The organism is Dissulfurirhabdus thermomarina, from assembly GCF_012979235.1.
In the GTDB taxonomy this organism is placed as follows: domain Bacteria; phylum Desulfobacterota; class Dissulfuribacteria; order Dissulfuribacterales; family Dissulfurirhabdaceae; genus Dissulfurirhabdus; species Dissulfurirhabdus thermomarina.
The window spans coordinates 1-14,881 of the sequence record NZ_JAATWC010000008.1 but is presented as its reverse complement, the minus strand read 5'-3'; the positions used below and the strand labels follow the sequence as shown (position 1 = coordinate 14,881).

Below are 14,881 nucleotides of genomic sequence, written 5' to 3'. Positions count from 1 at the left end.
CCCCGGATCAGACCCGGAGGGCCTCGATCTCGGCCCCCGGCAGCGGATCGGCCACCACGACCACCCGGTCCGGCCCGCCGCCCCCCCGGACACGGACCCGGCCGCCGCCGCCCCGGGCGTAGCGGCACAGGATCCGGGCGGCCAGCTCCTCGTCGGCCGCCTCGCCCCGCCGCGCCAGCAGCCCCAGGGGCCCCGGGCGGTCGGCGAGGCGGAGGGTGAGATCCTCGGGCCCCGCCAGGGCGAGGATCCGGGCGTTCTCGTCCCGGTTCCGCCCCACCAGCAGCCAGGACCCGCCGGGGAGCAGGAACTGCCGCCCCAGCTGGGCCCGCACGGCGTCCGCCACCCCGAAGTCCGGCCAGAGGTCGAAGAGCCGCCGGAACCGGCGCGAGAGGATGGGGTCCGCCAGCACGCACCCCCCGGCGGGGGTGGGATAGTCGCGGATGCCGTAGCGCGTCGCCAGGGCCATCTGCTCCTTCCGGCCCCGGCCGGCGATCCCCAGAAGGCGCTCCCGGTCCACCAACCCCTCCAGCTCGGGGCGGGTGGGCGGAAGCCGCCGGGCGCAGAGGGGGCGGAGCAGCCGCCCCTCGGCCCCCGCGGCCTTCTCGATGTGGCGCAGGGTGTCCCGCCGCTGGGACATGGGCCTTTGGCCCACCACCTCGCCGGTGGCCACGAAGTCGGCGCCGAGGGGCTCGAGGCGGGCCAGGGCCTCCCGGATCATGAAGATCTTGCAGTCGATGCAGGGGTTCATGTACCGGCCGTAGCCGTGGGGCGGGGCCTTGACCAGCTCGAGGTAGGGCACGGAGACGTCCTCCACCCGGAGCTCGATCCCGTAGGCCCGGCGGACCCGCTCGGCCTCGGCCGCCTCTCCGCCCTTTATCCCGTGGCCGAAGAAGGGGGTGATGAACCGGAGCGCCGTCACCCGCACCCCCTGCTCCATGAGGAGGCGGCAGGCGAGGATGCTGTCGAGGCCCCCGGAGAAGAGGACGATCCCCGTTGCCACCTAGCCCGGCCTCCCCACCAGGCCCCGGGCGTAGGCCAGGGCCGCCTCCGGCTCGCCGCCGAGCATGCGGGCGATCTCCGCCACCCGCTCCTCCCCCTCCACCCGGCGGACCCGGGTGACGGTGCGGTCGCCCTCCACGGACTTCTCCACCACCAGGTGGTGATCCGCCATGGCGGCGATCTGGGGGAAGTGGGTGATGGCGATGACCTGGCCGGCGGCGGAGAGGGCCTTGAGCTTTTGGCCCACCCGGTCCGCCACCTCGCCGCCGAGGCCCGCGTCGATCTCGTCGAAGATGACGGTCTCGATGCCGCCTCTTCGGGCCAGGGCCGCCCGAAGGGCCAGGGTCACCCGGGAGAGCTCGCCGCCCGAGGCGATGGCCGCCAGCGGCCGGATGGGCTCCCCCACGTTGGGGCAGAAGAGGAACTCCACCCGGTCGAGCCCTTCGGGCCCCACGTCGGCGGGCGTGGGCTCGGCCGGGGCCTGGACCCCCACCTCGAACCAGGCCCGGTCGAGCTTGAGGCCCGAAAGCTCTTCCATGACCGCCCGGGCCAGGTCGCCGGAGGCGGCCTTCCGGGCCTCGGACAGCTCCCGGGCCGCATCGAGGAGCTCGGCCTCGAACCGCGCCAGCTCCGCCGCCAGGCGCTCCTCGTCGCCGCCCCCCCGCTCGAGGTCGGCCAGGCGGGCGTCGATCCCGCGCCGGTATTCCAGGACGTCGGCCAGCTCCGGGCCGTAGGTGCGCTTGAGGCGCTCGAGGCGGTGGAGCCGCTCCTCCACCTCTTCCAGCCGGGAGAGGTCGGCGGGGAGGTCCTGGAGGTAGTCCCGCAGGGCGAAGGCCGCCTCCTCTGCCTGGAAGGCCGCGGACTGGAGATCCTCCAGGGTGCGGGCCAGCCGTTCGTCCAGGGCGGCCATGCGCTCGAGGTCCTGCCGGCAGCGGGCGAGCACCTCGCAGACCGCGCCCTTTTCGGCGTAGAGGGCCCCGTGGCAGCGTTCGCCGATCTCCCGGAGGGTGGCGGCGTGGCGGAGCACCCGGCGCTCGGCCTCCAGGGCCTCGTCCTCGCCGGGCTGGGGGGCCAGGGCGTCGATCTCCCCGGCCTCGGCCCGGAGCCGCTCCAGCGCCTCCTCCCGGGCCGCCCGGCCGGCGCGGGCCTCTTCGAGGGCCCGGCGCACGGCCGCCGCCTCCCGGTGGAGGGCCCGGACCCGGGTCGCCCGGTCCTCCAGGCCGCCGAACCGGTCCAGCCACGGGCCGTGGCTCTCGCGCCGGAGCAGGTGCTGGTAGTCGTGCTGGCCGGCGAGGCTCACGAGCCCCCCCGTGAGGGCGCGAAGGTCCTGGAGCGTCACCAGGACCCCGTTGACGTAGATCCGCCCGCGGCCGCCCCGGGAGAAGACCCGGCGCAGGATGAGGCCGTCGTCCTCGCCCGCCTCGATCCCCCGCTCCTCCAGGAAGGCCCGGGCCCCCTCCCCCGGCTCCAGCACGGCCTGGATGCTTCCCTGCTCGGCGCCGGTGCGGACCACGTCGGCGCCGCCCCGGTCGCCGAGGATGAGCTGCACCGCCCGGACCATGAGGGATTTGCCCGCGCCGGTCTCGCCGGTGAGCACCGTGAACCCGGGCGGAAAGGCCAGGGCGGCCCGGTCGATGAGCACGAAGTTCTCGAGGAGGAGTTCGGCGAGCATGGCTGTGGATCGGGCGGGCCGGGCGGGGTATAATTTTTTCGCAATAAGCCCCTTGGAGTTTTCCACTTTTACCCCATCCGCCGCCGCGGAACAACCGGGATGACCCAGGAGGCCGCCGTGAGCCTTCGCTTCCTCGAGATGATCGCCGAGCAGCGGATCCGGGAGGCCCAGGAGCGGGGGGAGCTCGACGACCTCCCCGGCGCGGGGCGGCCCCTCCGCTTCGAGGACGACACCTTCGTGCCCCCCGATCTCCGCCTCGCCTACAAGATGCTCAAGAACGCCGGCTACCTTCCCCCCGAGTTGGAAGAGGAACGCGAGCTCCGTTCCACCGCCGAGCTCCTCCGCCACCTGGAAGACGAGGGGGAACGCTACCGGCAGGTCCAGAAGCTCAACCTGCTCGTCACCCGGATCAACCTCCGCCGCCGCCGGCCCGTCAACCTCGAGGTGGACCAGGTCTACTACCGCAAGGTGGTGGAACGGGTGCAGGTCCGCCGCTGACGCGGCCCACTGGCCAAAACCGCCCGCCTGTGCTGTAATACCGGCGTGCACACCCACCAGCCGGCCCGGCGCCGCCGGGCGATCCCGATCCTCCTCGCCCTTGCGCTGCTGGCCGCCCCCCGCGGCGGCGCGGCGGCGTCCGCCCCCGGGAGGCCCGACCCCCGGGCCCTGGTCAAGGCCGCCATCGACTACTGGCGGGGCACCTCGTCCGACTCCGTGGTGGAGATGACCATCCACCGGCCCGACTGGGAGCGGACCCTGGTCCTCCGGGTCCTCACCCTGGGCAGCGACCGGACCCTCGTCCGGGTCCTGGCCCCGAAGAAGGACGCCGGCACCGGGACCCTCCTGGTCAAGGGGACCATGTGGAGCTTCAGCCCGAAGGTGAACCGGGTGATCCGGATCCCGGCCAGCATGATGCACCAGAGCTGGATGGGCTCCGACTTCTCCAACAACGACGTGGCCCGCTCCGACGAGATCGTGGACCGCTACCGGCACCGGCTGCTGGGCGTGGAACGGGACGGCGGCCGCGAGGTCTACGTGGTGGAATCCGTGCCCCTGGAATCGGCCCCCGTGGTCTGGGGCCGCGAGGTGGTGCGGATCCGCGACGACGAGGTCCTCCTCGGCCACGACTTCTACGACCAGGACGGCCGGCTCGTCAAGCGCATGCGGACCCTGGAGGTCCGGGTGATGGGCGGGCGCCCCACCGCGGCCCGCCAGCGCATGGAAAAGGTCGAGGCCCCGGGGGAATGGACCGAGGTCCGGGTGCGCCGGGTGGCCTACGGGGCCCGGATCCCCGAGGCGGCCTTCACCCTCTCGGCCCTGCGGAACCCGAGGAGGTTCTGATGCCGATCCTCGTCCGGCTCGCCTGGCGCAACATCTGGCGCAACCGGCGCCGCACCTGGCTCACCCTGGCCGCCATCGCCTTCGGCGCCGGGCTCCTGGTCTTCAACATCGGCCTCCAGATGGGCAGCTACGCCATGACCATCGACAACACCGTCCGGATCTTCTACGGCCACCTCCAGGTCCAGCGGGCGGGCTACCTCGACGCCCCCAAGATGCGGACCGCCGTCGCCCGGGTGCGGGAGCTGGCCGACCGCATCGGGCGCGTCCCCGGAGTGGCGGCGGCCGCGCCCCGGGCCTACGGCTTCGCCCTGGCCTCCTCCGCCACCCGAAGCTACGGCATCCAGGTGGTGGGCGTGGCCCCCCGGCGCGAGCCCGGGGTCTCGAACATCCCGGGCCTCGTCCGGCGGGGGCGCTATCTCTCCGGCGACCACGCCATGGAGGCGGTGGTGGGGCGGCGCCTGGCCCGCAACCTGCACCTCGACGTGGGCGGCGAGCTGACGCTGCTCGGCACCGGCCGGGACGGGTCCGTGGCCGCCGTGGCGGTCCCGGTGGCGGGGATCTTCGAGACCGGTTCCGCGGAGGTGGACCGGGGCTTCGTGGAGATCCCCCTGGGGACCTTCCAGGAGGTCTTCAGCATGGACGGGGCGGGACACGCCGTGGTGGTCCGGGGACGGGGCGTGGCGGAACTCGGGAACCTGGAGCGCCGGGTCCGCGCGGCCCTTCCGCCCGGGGAAGACCTCGTGGTCCTCACCTGGGACCGGCTCCTGCCCGGCATGAAGGAGCTCATCGATCTCGACTTCGCCTCGAGCTGGTTCTTCTACGCGGCCCTCGTGGTGGTCATCACCTTCAGCATCATGAACACCTTCCTCATGTCCGTGTTGGAGCGGACCCGGGAGTTCGGCCTGCTCCTCGCCCTGGGGATGCGGCCCCGGCGGATCGGCGCCATGGTGCTGCTCGAGGCCCTGGTGCTCACGCTGCTCGGCCTCTGCCTGGGCGAGTGCCTGGGTGTGGCGGTGAACGCCTGGTTCTACGTCCACGGCTTCTCCATCCCGGGCATGGAGGAACTGGCCGCCCACTTCAACATGCCCAGCGCCATCCGGCCCCGGTTCACGCCCTTCACCCTCGGCTCCGGGCCGGCGGCGGTCTTCGCCGCCGCCATGCTCTCGGCCCTCTACCCCGCCCTCCGCGCCCGGCGCCTCCGGCCGCTGGAGGCCCTGAAGGCGGCGTAAGATGCGGCCGCGGCGTCTCGCCTTCCTCGCGCTCCTCGGCTGGCGCAACCTCTGGCGCCGGCCCGGGCGGACGGCGGTCCTCCTCGCGGCCGTGGCCGCCGGCAGCTGGACCATGGTGGTCTCGGCGGCCTTCATGCGCGGCGCCATCGACCAGGTGGTGGAGGAGACCATCCGGAACCTCACGGGCCACGTCCAGGTCCATGCCCCCGGCTACCGGGACGACCCGGTGGTGGACCACCGCATGCCGCCCCCCTCCCCGGCGCTCCGCCGGGCCCTGGACGCCCCCGGCGTCCGGGCCTGGGCCCCCCGGGTGCGGGTGCCGGCGGTGGTGGCCAGCGAGCGCGAGTCGGCCGGGGTGGTGCTGGTGGGGATCGACCCCGCGGCCGAGCGGGGCCTCTCCTTCATCCCCGGCGCCGTGGTGCGGGGACGCGGGCTCGAGGGACCGGGGGACCCCGGGATCCTGCTCGGCCGGCGGCTGGCCCGGCACCTCGAGACCCGGGTCGGCAAGCGGGTGGTGGTCATGAGCCAGGACGCGGCCAACGTCATCGCCAGCCGGGGCTTCCGGGTGGTGGGGGTCTTCGGGGCACGGCTCGAGGCCACGGAGAAGGCCTTCGCCTTCACGGGGATCGAGACCGCCCAGCGGATGCTCGGCATCGGAGGCGACATCTCCGAGATCGCCCTGGCGGTGACGGACCGGGGACGCATCGCCCCGGTGCTCCGCCGGCTCCGGGCCGCCGCCCCGGACCTCGACGTCCAGCCCTGGAACGTCCTCGAGCCCATCCTGGGGCTCCGGGTGGCCTTCAGCCAGCGCTTCAGCGTCATCTGGTACCTCATCGTCTTCCTCGCCATGGCCTTCGGCCTGGTGAACACCCTCCTCATGGCGGTCTTCGAGCGGACGCGGGAATTCGGGCTCTTCCGGGCGCTGGGGATGCGGCCCGGCGCGGTGGTGGCCCAGGTGCTCCTGGAGGCCTTCTTCCTCCTGGCCCTGGGGCTCGCCGCCGGCAACCTCGCCGCCGTCCTCACCGTGGCCGCCTCCGGGGAGGGCATCGACGTCTCCGCCTTCGCCCGGGGCGCGGCCCTGGCCGGCCTCGGCCACGTGATCCCCCTCGAGTGGACGGCCGGGGACGCCCTGGCGGCCAACCTGCTGGTCATCGTCCTGGGGATGGCCGCCGCCCTGTACCCCGCCTGGCGGGCCGCCCGGACGCTGCCGGTGGAGAGCATCGCGAGGGCGTCGGCATGACGGCCACCGTCTCGTGCCGGGGGCTCACCCGCCGCTACCGCCAGGGCGCCGTGGAGGTGACCGCCCTCGACGGCCTGGACCTCGACGTGGCCCCCGGCGAGTTCCTCTGCCTCTCGGGGCCGTCGGGCTCCGGCAAGACCACGCTCCTCAACCTCGTGGGCGGCCTCGACCGCCCCACCGGCGGCACGGTCACCGTGGCGGGCCGCCGCCTCGACCGCATGGGCCCGGCGGAGCTGGCGGAGATGCGCCTCCGGCACATCGGTTTCGTCTTCCAGGCCTACAACCTGGTCCCGGTGCTCTCCGCCGTCGAGAACGTGGAGTTCGTGATGCTGCTCCAGGGCGTCGGCCGGCGCGAGGCCCGGCGGCGGGCGGCGGAGATCCTCGCCGAGGTGGGCCTTTCCGGCCTCGAGGACCGGCGCCCCGGCGAGCTCTCCGGCGGCCAGCAGCAGCGGGTGGCCGTGGCCCGGGCCATCGTCACCAACCCGGACCTGGTCCTCGCCGACGAGCCCACGGCCAACCTCGACTCCGCCACCGCCGAGGCCCTCATGCGCCTCCTCCAGCGGATGAACCGGGAACGGGGCGTCACCCTCGTGGTGGCCACCCACGACCCGCGGGTCATGGAGCACGCGCGCCGGCTGGTCACCCTCACCGACGGGCGGATCGTGGCGGACCGGCGGGTGGAGTAATGAAGCGCCGGCTGGCCGCGCTCCTGGCCCTCTGGCTCCTCGCCCCGGGGCCCGCGGCCCGGGGGGCCGAGGGCCGGATCGGCGGCTACCTGAAGCTCCAGCCCGCCCAGGCCCGGCACCGGCCGGACGACCTGGCGGCCGCCTTCGGCGACCGCTACCCCACCGACCTCTCCGGCGACCTCCGCCTCCTGGCCGAGGCCCGGTCCGGCCCCTGGGAGTGGGCCGTCCACTACGAGGTGCTGGCGCTGGCGGGCGACACCCCCGCCGCCGCCCGGGCCGCGGCGCGGGCCGGGTCCGCCCCGCCCGGCGGGGCGCTCCTGCCCGAGGACGAGCGCCGGGCGGTGGACCTGACCCGCCGCCTCACGGGCGACGACCACGTGGCGGCGGTCCATCGCCTGGACCGGCTCTACGTGGGCTACGCCGCCGAGCGCCTCGTCCTCCGCCTCGGCCGCCAGGCCGTGACCTGGGGCGAGGGCCTCGTCTTCCACCCCATGGACCTGGTGAACCCCTTTCCCCCGGCGGCGGTGGACACGGAGTACAAGGCGGGCGACGACATGGCCTACGCCCAGTGGCTCCTTCCCGGCGGCGCCGACCTCCAGGCCGTGATCGTCCCGCGCCGCGACCCGGACGGCGCCGACCTCGAGGCAGGGGAGAGCACCCTGGCCCTGAAGTTCCACGGGTTCCTGGCAGGAGCCGGGGTCGACCTCCTCTACGCCCGCCGCCACGGGGAAGACGTGGCGGGGGCCGGCTGGGCCGTGGCCCTCGGGGGGGCCGTCTGGCGCGGGGCCTTCACCCTGACCCGGCTCCGCCGCGGCACCACCGCCGGCGCCCTGGTGACCAACCTCGACCGCTCCTGGACCTGGCTGGGCCGGAACGTCCACGGCTTCGCCGAGTACTACCGTGACGGCCTCGGCCAGGTCCACGTCCGGCCCGCCACCCAAGACCCCGCCCTGGCGGGGCGCCTGGAGCGGGGCGAGACCTTCACCCTGGGCCGCGACTACCTCGCCGCCGGGCTCGACGTGGAGGCGACCCCGCTCTTCCACCTCCTCCCCTCGGCCATCTGGAACCTCGGCGACGGCAGCGGCCTGCTCCTTGGCTGGTTCCGCTACGACTGGCGGGAAGACCTCGTCTTGACGGGCGGCCTCACGCTGGCCGTGGGCCCGGGCGGCACGGAGTTCGGGGGCTGGCGGCCGCGGCCCGGGGCGCCCCTCGCCGCCCCGGGCCAGGCCGCCTGGCTGCGCGCGGCGTGGTACTTCTAGGACCCGCCGCGCCCCCCCGGGTGCGCCCCGGCGGCCCGGTGTGGTATAGTGGCCCGGCCGGCGGCCCCGGCGGCAGAGATCCATGGACCAGCACCTCACCGACATCCCCTTCACCGACCTCGACCTCGAGCCGATCCTCCTGCGGGCACTGGACGACGCGGGCTTCACCCACTGCACCCCCATCCAGGCCAAGGCCCTGCCCATCGCCCTGGCGGGGCGGGGGGTGGCGGGCCAGGCCCAGACCGGAACCGGCAAGACCGCCGCCTTCCTCCTCGCCACCTTCCAGCACCTCATCCGCCATCCCCTGCCCCCGGAGAAGGGGCGCCACCCCCGGGCCCTCATCCTGGCCCCCACCCGGGAGCTCGCCATCCAGATCCACCGCGACGCCGAGGCCCTGGGCCGGTACACCGACTTCCGGATGGCCCTGGTCTACGGGGGGACGGGCTACGACCAGCAGCGGGAGACGCTCAGGAATGGCACCGACGTCGTCATCGGGACCCCGGGCCGTCTCATCGACTACCTGAAACAGAAGGTCTACCGGCTGGACTACGTCCAGGTGGTGGTGATCGACGAGGCCGACCGGATGTTCGACCTCGGTTTCATCGCCGACATCCGCTATCTCCTGCGCCGCACCCCGCCCCCGGAGCAACGCCTCAACATGATGTTCTCGGCCACCCTCTCCCTCCGGGTCACGGAGCTGGCCTACGAGCACCTGGCCAGCCCCGAGGTGGTCAAGGTGGAGGCGGAGCACGTGACGGCGGACCAGGTCCGCCAGGTCCTCTACCACGTGGCCATGGAGGAGAAGATCCCGCTGCTCCTGGGGCTGCTCCGGCGGGCGCGGCCCACTCGGGCCCTCATCTTCGTCAACACCAAGCGGGCCGCGGAGCGGGTGCGGGCCTACCTCCGGGCCAACGGGCACGAGGCCGCCGTCCTCTCCGGGGACATCCCCCAGAACAAGCGCCAGCGGTTGCTCGAGCGCTTCAGTGCCGGCGAGATCCCCCTCATGGTGGCCACCGACGTCGCGGCCCGGGGCCTCCACATCCCCGAGGTGAGCCACGTCTTCAACTTCGACCTCCCCCAGGACGCCGAGGACTACGTCCACCGGATCGGGCGAACCGGCCGCATCGGGGCCAGCGGCGAGGCCATCAGCCTCGCCTGCGAGCAGTACGTCTTCTCCCTGCCCGACATCGAGGAGTACATCGGGGAGAAGATCCCCGTGGCCCCGGTGGAGGCGGACCTCCTCGTCACCCCGAAACGGCCCGAGCGCACCACCCGGGCGCGTCGCGCGGAAGGCGGGCGGGGACGCGGGCAGGGTCGAGGCGGCGCCCCCCGGGCCCGAAAGGACGGCCGCGGCAGGCGGCGCCCCCGCGCCCGCTGAAGGCGGCCGGCCCGCACGGCGCCATCGAAAAAGGCGGGCACCTTCCGGTACCCGCCTTGGATCTGCCGCCTGCAGGGCTTGCCTAGGACAGGGGCTGCACCTTCGAGGCCTGGGGGCCCTTCGGCCCGTCGGTCACCTCGAACTCCACGGCCTGGCCCTCGCTGAGGCTCTTGAAGCCCTCCCCGAGGATGGCGCTGAAGTGAACGAACACGTCCGGCCCGTTCTCCTGGGAAATGAACCCGTACCCCTTACGATCGTTGAACCACTTCACTGTTCCCTTTGCCACGGCAAGTCCTCCTTATCCGTGCATAGATGATACTAGGCCCGTGGGCCTTGACTGCTGGAGACGATGGTTCGTAAAGCCTGCCGGATAGGGAAAAACCCGCCGTGCAACTTCGCGTCCATCCTTTTCCGCGGCCGTGGGGCGAACCCCGCGACTGGCTCGACATTATATGGAATTTCCGGGGGCGTCAAGGACTTTCGCGCGTGCGGGCTCAGGGGCAGGGGCCGATCCGCCGCCCCGACAGCCGCTGGCGCATCATGACCCGGCCCCCCTCCGACATCTCCACGTTCCCCTCGAACCGGTCGCCCTTGTAGGTGATCCGGCCCGTGGTGCGGGTAGGGCCATCGCCCTGGTCCGGGCACACCATGGTCCAGGTGACCGTGTCGCCGCGGACCTTCATCTCCTTCATGGTACAGGCGTCGTCGCGCCCGTCCCCGCCCCCGGGCACCGGCCGCTCCTCCCGGATGCACTGGGTATACGTGTGGGCCGGCATGGGGACGGGCATGCCCTCCATCTCCATTCTGGCGGTGATCTCCCAGAGCCCGGGGTTCATGTCGGCGGCGGCCGCGGGCGCCGCGCCGGCCAGGACGGCGGCCAGCAGGACGGCGGGGGCCGAGGCTGCAAGTGGTGAAATGAGAAAGCGCATGATGCCCTCCTCTCTGCCCGGGCCGGCCCGGCAGGCCCGCCCGGGGTCGCGACAAGGCCATTCTAGCAGAAAAACGCGGCGGGGGGCACCGCCTCATTCCGGCCGCCGCCGGTTCCCGGGGGCCGGCCTCGCCGTGGGGAGCCGCCGCCGGATCCCCTCCGGCACCAGGCGTAGGATGGCCGCCTCGATCTCGGCCCGGCGCCGCTGGTACCAGACGCCGAACCCGATCACCGCGATCCCCGCCAGGCTGAGGGCGAAGGGAAACAGCAGGGAATCCTCGAAGACCTCGTGGGCCAGGTGCCCGATGTAGCCGAAGACGCCCAGGGCCCCGAAGACGGCGAAGGCCCGGCGGTCGAGCACCACCGACAGCACCAGGAGCCCGAGGTTGATCAGGCAGTAGAAGAGCTTGGCGAGTTCGCTGTGGCTCCGCATGAGGGAGAGCCCGCCCCAGAAGGCCAGGAGCCCGAAGAGATACAGCCAGAAGGCGTAGTCCTCCCGGGTGCGCCGGTCCACCACGAAGGCCGCCGCCAGCATCCCCAGGCCGAACCACAGTGAGACCCACAGGCGCCCGTTCCAGGTCAGCTCCGCCCGCCCCAGGAGCAGGGGGGCCAGGTCCATGGACATGTACCAGAGGGCGAAGGCCAGCGGGGCCGTGAGGAAGGGGAACCGGACGCGGCGGAGCACCGCCAGGGCCACCCCCGCCGTGGCGGCCTCCATGAGGATCCAGCTCCCCTTCGCCCAGACGTGGAAGCCGTGGTAGGGGCCGGGGTCCCCCTGGGGCCAGACCCCCAGCCCCCGCTCCAGGCCGTAGACCGCCAGCGGCGTCATGGAGACCGCCACCGTGAAGAGGAGCCCGCCCGGCACCCGGAGCCCCCGGGCGAAGAAGAGATGATGGCCGGCGGCCGCGAAGGCCGCGCCGTAGACCGCCGCCACGGCGAAGATCCCCCAGCCGCCGAGCCGCTCCCACGCGTCGGTGAGAAACCACACCATGGCCGAGATCACGATGAGTGCCCCGAGGTAGGCGGCCACGGTGGCGAGGTCGAAGCGGGGCCGGTCCCCGGCCCGGGCCTCGAGGGCGTGCCACAGCCGTTCGGCCTGCTCCCCGGAGATCAGGCCCTCCGATACGGCCCATTCCATGTCGTCCTTGTGGAATTTCATCCGCCCTCCCCGCCCGTTCCCGGGCATTTGCGGGCGGCCCCGCAGCCGCGGCCGCCCCCCGCCGTCACGCCTCGTACCGCGAGACCTCGACCAGGTTGCCGTCGGGGTCACGGAGGTAGACGGAGGTCATGGGCCCCAGGGCCCCGGACCGCCGGACCGGCCCCTCCACCACCGGGATCCCTTCGCGCTCGAGGTGCCCGAGGATCTCCGGAACGGGCGTCGATGTCACCAGGCACAGGTCGGCGCTCCCGGGCGTGGGAGCGGCGGCCTTGGGCTCGGGCCCGCCGCCGGCCTCGTGGAGGTTGATCTTCTGGCCGCCGAAGGCGAGCGCCCTCCTCCCGTCGAATTCCACCACCCGCATGCCCAGGGCGCGGCGGTAGAAGTCGCACGTGGCCGCCACGTCGCGCACGGTGAGGACGACGTGGTCGATCCCGCACACCTCCACGGGCGCCCCCGGGCGCGGGCGCGGCGCGTAGCGGCCGGGCTCGTCGAAGACGGAAACGTCCGCGTACCCGGCCTCGATCCGGGCGGCATGGGGCGTTCCGGCCGGAACGAAGTAGGTCTCGCCCCGGGTGCAGCCCCTCGCCACCCCCGAGACGACGAGCTCCATCCGCCCCCGGAGCACCACGCCCCACTGGGCCCCGTGGACATGCTCCGGCACGGTCACGTCCCGGTCGAACTCCATGAAGACCACCTGCCGCCCCTCGCCCCGGACGAGCCGTGCCCGGACGCCCTCCAGGGGGATGTCGGCCTCCGGGAGACCGGCGAAGAAGGGGGGAAACACGGTCATGGCAGGATGCCTCCCTCGGACCGCACGGGTACGGCCACGCCGCCGCCCGGCGATTCTCTCGGCGCCCTCCAAGATGGCCCCGTAAAAAGTCCTCTGGGTGGATGGCCAAGCGAAAACCGCCAAACGCAAGGCGCCAGGATGTCGAGGAATGAGGCGTACCCTACGGTGCGCCGCAATGGCGAGGGCATCCGAAGAACGCAGCAGTTGGCGATCTTTTGCCACGCCACCATCAGAAACGGTCCTCGATCACCACCTCTTCCAAGGGAAGCTGCCCCCCGCGGGGCCAGGGCTCCCGGATCCCCTTGCCGATGGCGACGAACATGGCCACCACGTGGTCCGGCGGCAGGCGAATCAACCGGCCCACGGCCTCGAAGTCGAAGCCGTCCATGGGGCACGAGTCGTAGCCCATGTCCTTGGCCGCCAGCATGAGGGTTTGGGCCGCGATCCCGCAGGAACGCATGGCCTCGTCCCGCTGCACCTGGGGCTTGTCTCGGTAGTAGGCGTCGAGGGCGGGCAGGATGAAGTCCTGTACCTCCCGCGGTGCGTTTCGCCAATAGCGGGCCGGGTTCCGCTCGAAGGCCCGGAGGTCGGCGCAGAGCACGATGAAGAGGGAGGCGTCCGTGACCTGGGCCTGGTCCCAGGCCGCCGCCCGGATCCGCCGCCGGAGTTCGGGGTCCTTCACCACCACGAAGCGCCAGTTCTGGATGTTGAAGGCGGTGGGCGAAAGCACCGCCAGCTCCAGCAGCTCCCGGACCTCCGCGTCGGTCATGCGGTGGCGGGGGTCGAAGTGCTTCACCGCCCGGCGTGCGCGAATGGCATCCCGCGTCTCCATGGGCCGCCTCCTCGTCCCGGCATAATCCCTGTGTCCCTTATAGCACGAATCCGCCGGCGGCGTCCCACGCGGGCCGGGGCCACCGGGCGACGCGCCATGCGGGCCCCCGGCCGGCGTCTACGGCGATCACCGTCTCTTCGTGCAGTTCCGCCACGCCGGCCGCGACCGCACCCCGGGCATGGACCTCACCTTCCCACCGAGCCCACGCCGGGCAACGCCGCTCCCTGGACCATGGCGCCGGCGGAATGGGGCCCCCTGCTTTCCCCTTGATTTCCCCGACCACCTCTGCCCACCTCAAAGACAAAACAGCCGCGAGCAGAAAAGCCCGCCATGCCGCCCATCACCGGCGCCCAACGAACGGATCACCTCTCCTCCCCAGGCCCTGGCCGCCTATCGCCGTACCGCCGACCGGCGGCAGGCCGCGGCGGCGGCCCGGCAGCGCCAGCGCCTGCAACGCGGGCGAGCCTTGGCCCGGCAGGCGGCGGCAATGCTGCGGCGCGACTTCAAGGTCGACCGGATCGCCGTTACAGCTTAATGAAGTATGGGAGGGTTCCTTTTGAAAAAAACATTATAAACTTCGATATCGACAAGTCATAAGTCATTAAAAGTAATAGTCCTAGAACTTACTTTGTCTTCATTTACTTTTAGTGCTGCGGTATAAGCGCCTGCAGCGTCGCCACCTTTCAAGTAGAGTATAACGGTATTATCTTTTTGCATAAAAAAACTCCGCAAGGTAAATTAACATCTGCAAGATCTTCAATTGCTTGTTTTGGAATTAATATTTCATTCTTACCAATAACGAGGTGATTTTCTTGGTTTCATGGCTGAAATTTGCAAGAATAGTATTTTTGCCAATGATTTCTATTGGATAAAGGATTTTCAGGATCGACGGATTATGCCAAAGTGTGGTACTGTTTGCCGCCTAATCGCTGATCCACACTTCTTTAAACTTATCTTTTGACCAAAAATAAGCTGCAGCAGATGATTCCGGCTGGGTAAGCATCAGATATGCGCCGTTAACTTGATAAGTTTCGCCATGCTCTCTTTTTCCTTTACCAGCGATTGTTGCTTTTAATTCCTTTCCATAGTGACACGTAAGAAATGTTTTTGAGTTGGCACTAGTCACTACATAGCTTTTAATATTTTCTCCCATTCTCATCATAACAACAAGCTCATAACCTTCCGCCGTATTAAGCAAGAGGGCTAAATCAAGGTTGCCGTCTGCGTTAAGATCAATTTCGCAACCTCCAACAAAACCAATTGGCAACCCACTTTGTGGGGTAGCACATACTCGATAATTAGTCACAAAAAGAGCGATCGAGGCAATTATTAACGTAAAAATCGATACTTTCATATTAATGCCATTGT

15 protein-coding genes are annotated in these 14,881 nt (G+C 71.2%); 7 read left to right on the top strand and 8 right to left on the bottom strand.

All coding sequences use genetic code 11. The annotated features are described in order from the left end of the window. Positions 1–7: 7 nt before the first annotated feature. Together HCU62_RS12870 and recN are read right to left on the bottom strand one after the other, a co-directional pair. Positions 8–1,000 carry a thiamine biosynthesis protein gene (locus HCU62_RS12870; protein WP_169755579.1) on the bottom strand — a complete coding sequence of 331 codons (993 nt, stop codon included), beginning with the start codon at positions 998–1,000 and terminating at the stop codon, positions 8–10. Continuing rightward, positions 1,001–2,671 carry a DNA repair protein RecN gene (recN, locus tag HCU62_RS09065; RefSeq protein WP_169755578.1) on the bottom strand — a complete coding sequence of 557 codons (1,671 nt, stop codon included), beginning with the start codon at positions 2,669–2,671 and terminating at the stop codon, positions 1,001–1,003. Between the two features lie 117 nt (positions 2,672–2,788). Here recN and HCU62_RS09060 point away from each other — a divergent pair, with 117 nt between their 5' ends. The 7 genes from HCU62_RS09060 to HCU62_RS09030 all read left to right on the top strand — a co-directional run bounded on the left by HCU62_RS09060 (position 2,789) and on the right by HCU62_RS09030 (position 9,804). Next, the gene (locus tag HCU62_RS09060; protein WP_309474804.1) at positions 2,789–3,169 is read left to right on the top strand and encodes a DnaJ family domain-containing protein; all 381 of its coding nucleotides are present in this window, start codon (positions 2,789–2,791) and stop codon (positions 3,167–3,169) included. A gap of 45 nt (positions 3,170–3,214) precedes the next feature. Then, positions 3,215–4,012: an outer membrane lipoprotein-sorting protein gene (locus tag HCU62_RS09055; RefSeq protein ID WP_309474803.1), complete on the top strand. Its 798-nt coding sequence runs from the start codon at positions 3,215–3,217 to the stop codon at positions 4,010–4,012. Beyond that, positions 4,012–5,241, top strand: a complete 1,230-nt coding sequence (locus HCU62_RS09050; protein ID WP_163298756.1) for an ABC transporter permease — start codon at positions 4,012–4,014, stop codon at positions 5,239–5,241. Before HCU62_RS09055 ends, HCU62_RS09050 begins: the two co-directional genes overlap by 1 nt. A gap of 1 nt (position 5,242) precedes the next feature. Next, a complete protein-coding gene (locus HCU62_RS09045; RefSeq protein ID WP_163298755.1) occupies positions 5,243–6,481 on the top strand; it encodes an ABC transporter permease in 1,239 nt (412 codons plus the stop codon). Further along, positions 6,478–7,167 (top strand): ABC transporter ATP-binding protein, encoded by a 690-nt coding sequence (locus HCU62_RS09040; protein ID WP_163298754.1) that lies wholly within the window; start codon positions 6,478–6,480, stop codon positions 7,165–7,167. Before HCU62_RS09045 ends, HCU62_RS09040 begins: the two co-directional genes overlap by 4 nt. Next, the gene (locus tag HCU62_RS09035) at positions 7,167–8,426 is read left to right on the top strand and encodes a hypothetical protein (protein ID WP_163298753.1); all 1,260 of its coding nucleotides are present in this window, start codon (positions 7,167–7,169) and stop codon (positions 8,424–8,426) included. Before HCU62_RS09040 ends, HCU62_RS09035 begins: the two co-directional genes overlap by 1 nt. A gap of 82 nt (positions 8,427–8,508) precedes the next feature. Then, positions 8,509–9,804 carry a DEAD/DEAH box helicase gene (locus HCU62_RS09030; RefSeq protein WP_163298752.1) on the top strand — a complete coding sequence of 432 codons (1,296 nt, stop codon included), beginning with the start codon at positions 8,509–8,511 and terminating at the stop codon, positions 9,802–9,804. An 82-nt stretch (positions 9,805–9,886) separates the two neighbouring features. Here HCU62_RS09030 and HCU62_RS09025 read toward each other — a convergent pair whose 3' ends face one another. The 6 genes from HCU62_RS09025 to HCU62_RS08995 all read right to left on the bottom strand — a co-directional run. Beyond that, the gene (locus HCU62_RS09025; protein WP_163298751.1) at positions 9,887–10,090 is read right to left on the bottom strand and encodes a cold-shock protein; all 204 of its coding nucleotides are present in this window, start codon (positions 10,088–10,090) and stop codon (positions 9,887–9,889) included. Between the two features lie 208 nt (positions 10,091–10,298). Beyond that, on the bottom strand, positions 10,299–10,733 hold the full coding sequence (locus HCU62_RS09020) for a DUF3617 domain-containing protein (RefSeq protein ID WP_163298750.1): 435 nt from the start codon (positions 10,731–10,733) through the stop codon (positions 10,299–10,301). A gap of 93 nt (positions 10,734–10,826) precedes the next feature. Further along, positions 10,827–11,891: a DUF2157 domain-containing protein gene (locus HCU62_RS09015; RefSeq protein ID WP_163298749.1), complete on the bottom strand. Its 1,065-nt coding sequence runs from the start codon at positions 11,889–11,891 to the stop codon at positions 10,827–10,829. A gap of 64 nt (positions 11,892–11,955) precedes the next feature. Further along, positions 11,956–12,681, bottom strand: coding sequence for a VOC family protein (locus tag HCU62_RS12930; RefSeq protein ID WP_374001942.1), 726 nt, complete (start codon positions 12,679–12,681; stop codon positions 11,956–11,958). A gap of 229 nt (positions 12,682–12,910) precedes the next feature. Continuing rightward, positions 12,911–13,513 carry a nitroreductase family protein gene (locus HCU62_RS09000; protein WP_163298748.1) on the bottom strand — a complete coding sequence of 201 codons (603 nt, stop codon included), beginning with the start codon at positions 13,511–13,513 and terminating at the stop codon, positions 12,911–12,913. 922 nt (positions 13,514–14,435) lie between these two features. After that, positions 14,436–14,881: hypothetical protein (locus HCU62_RS08995; protein WP_169755577.1), on the bottom strand; the 446-nt coding region annotated here is incomplete at its 5' end.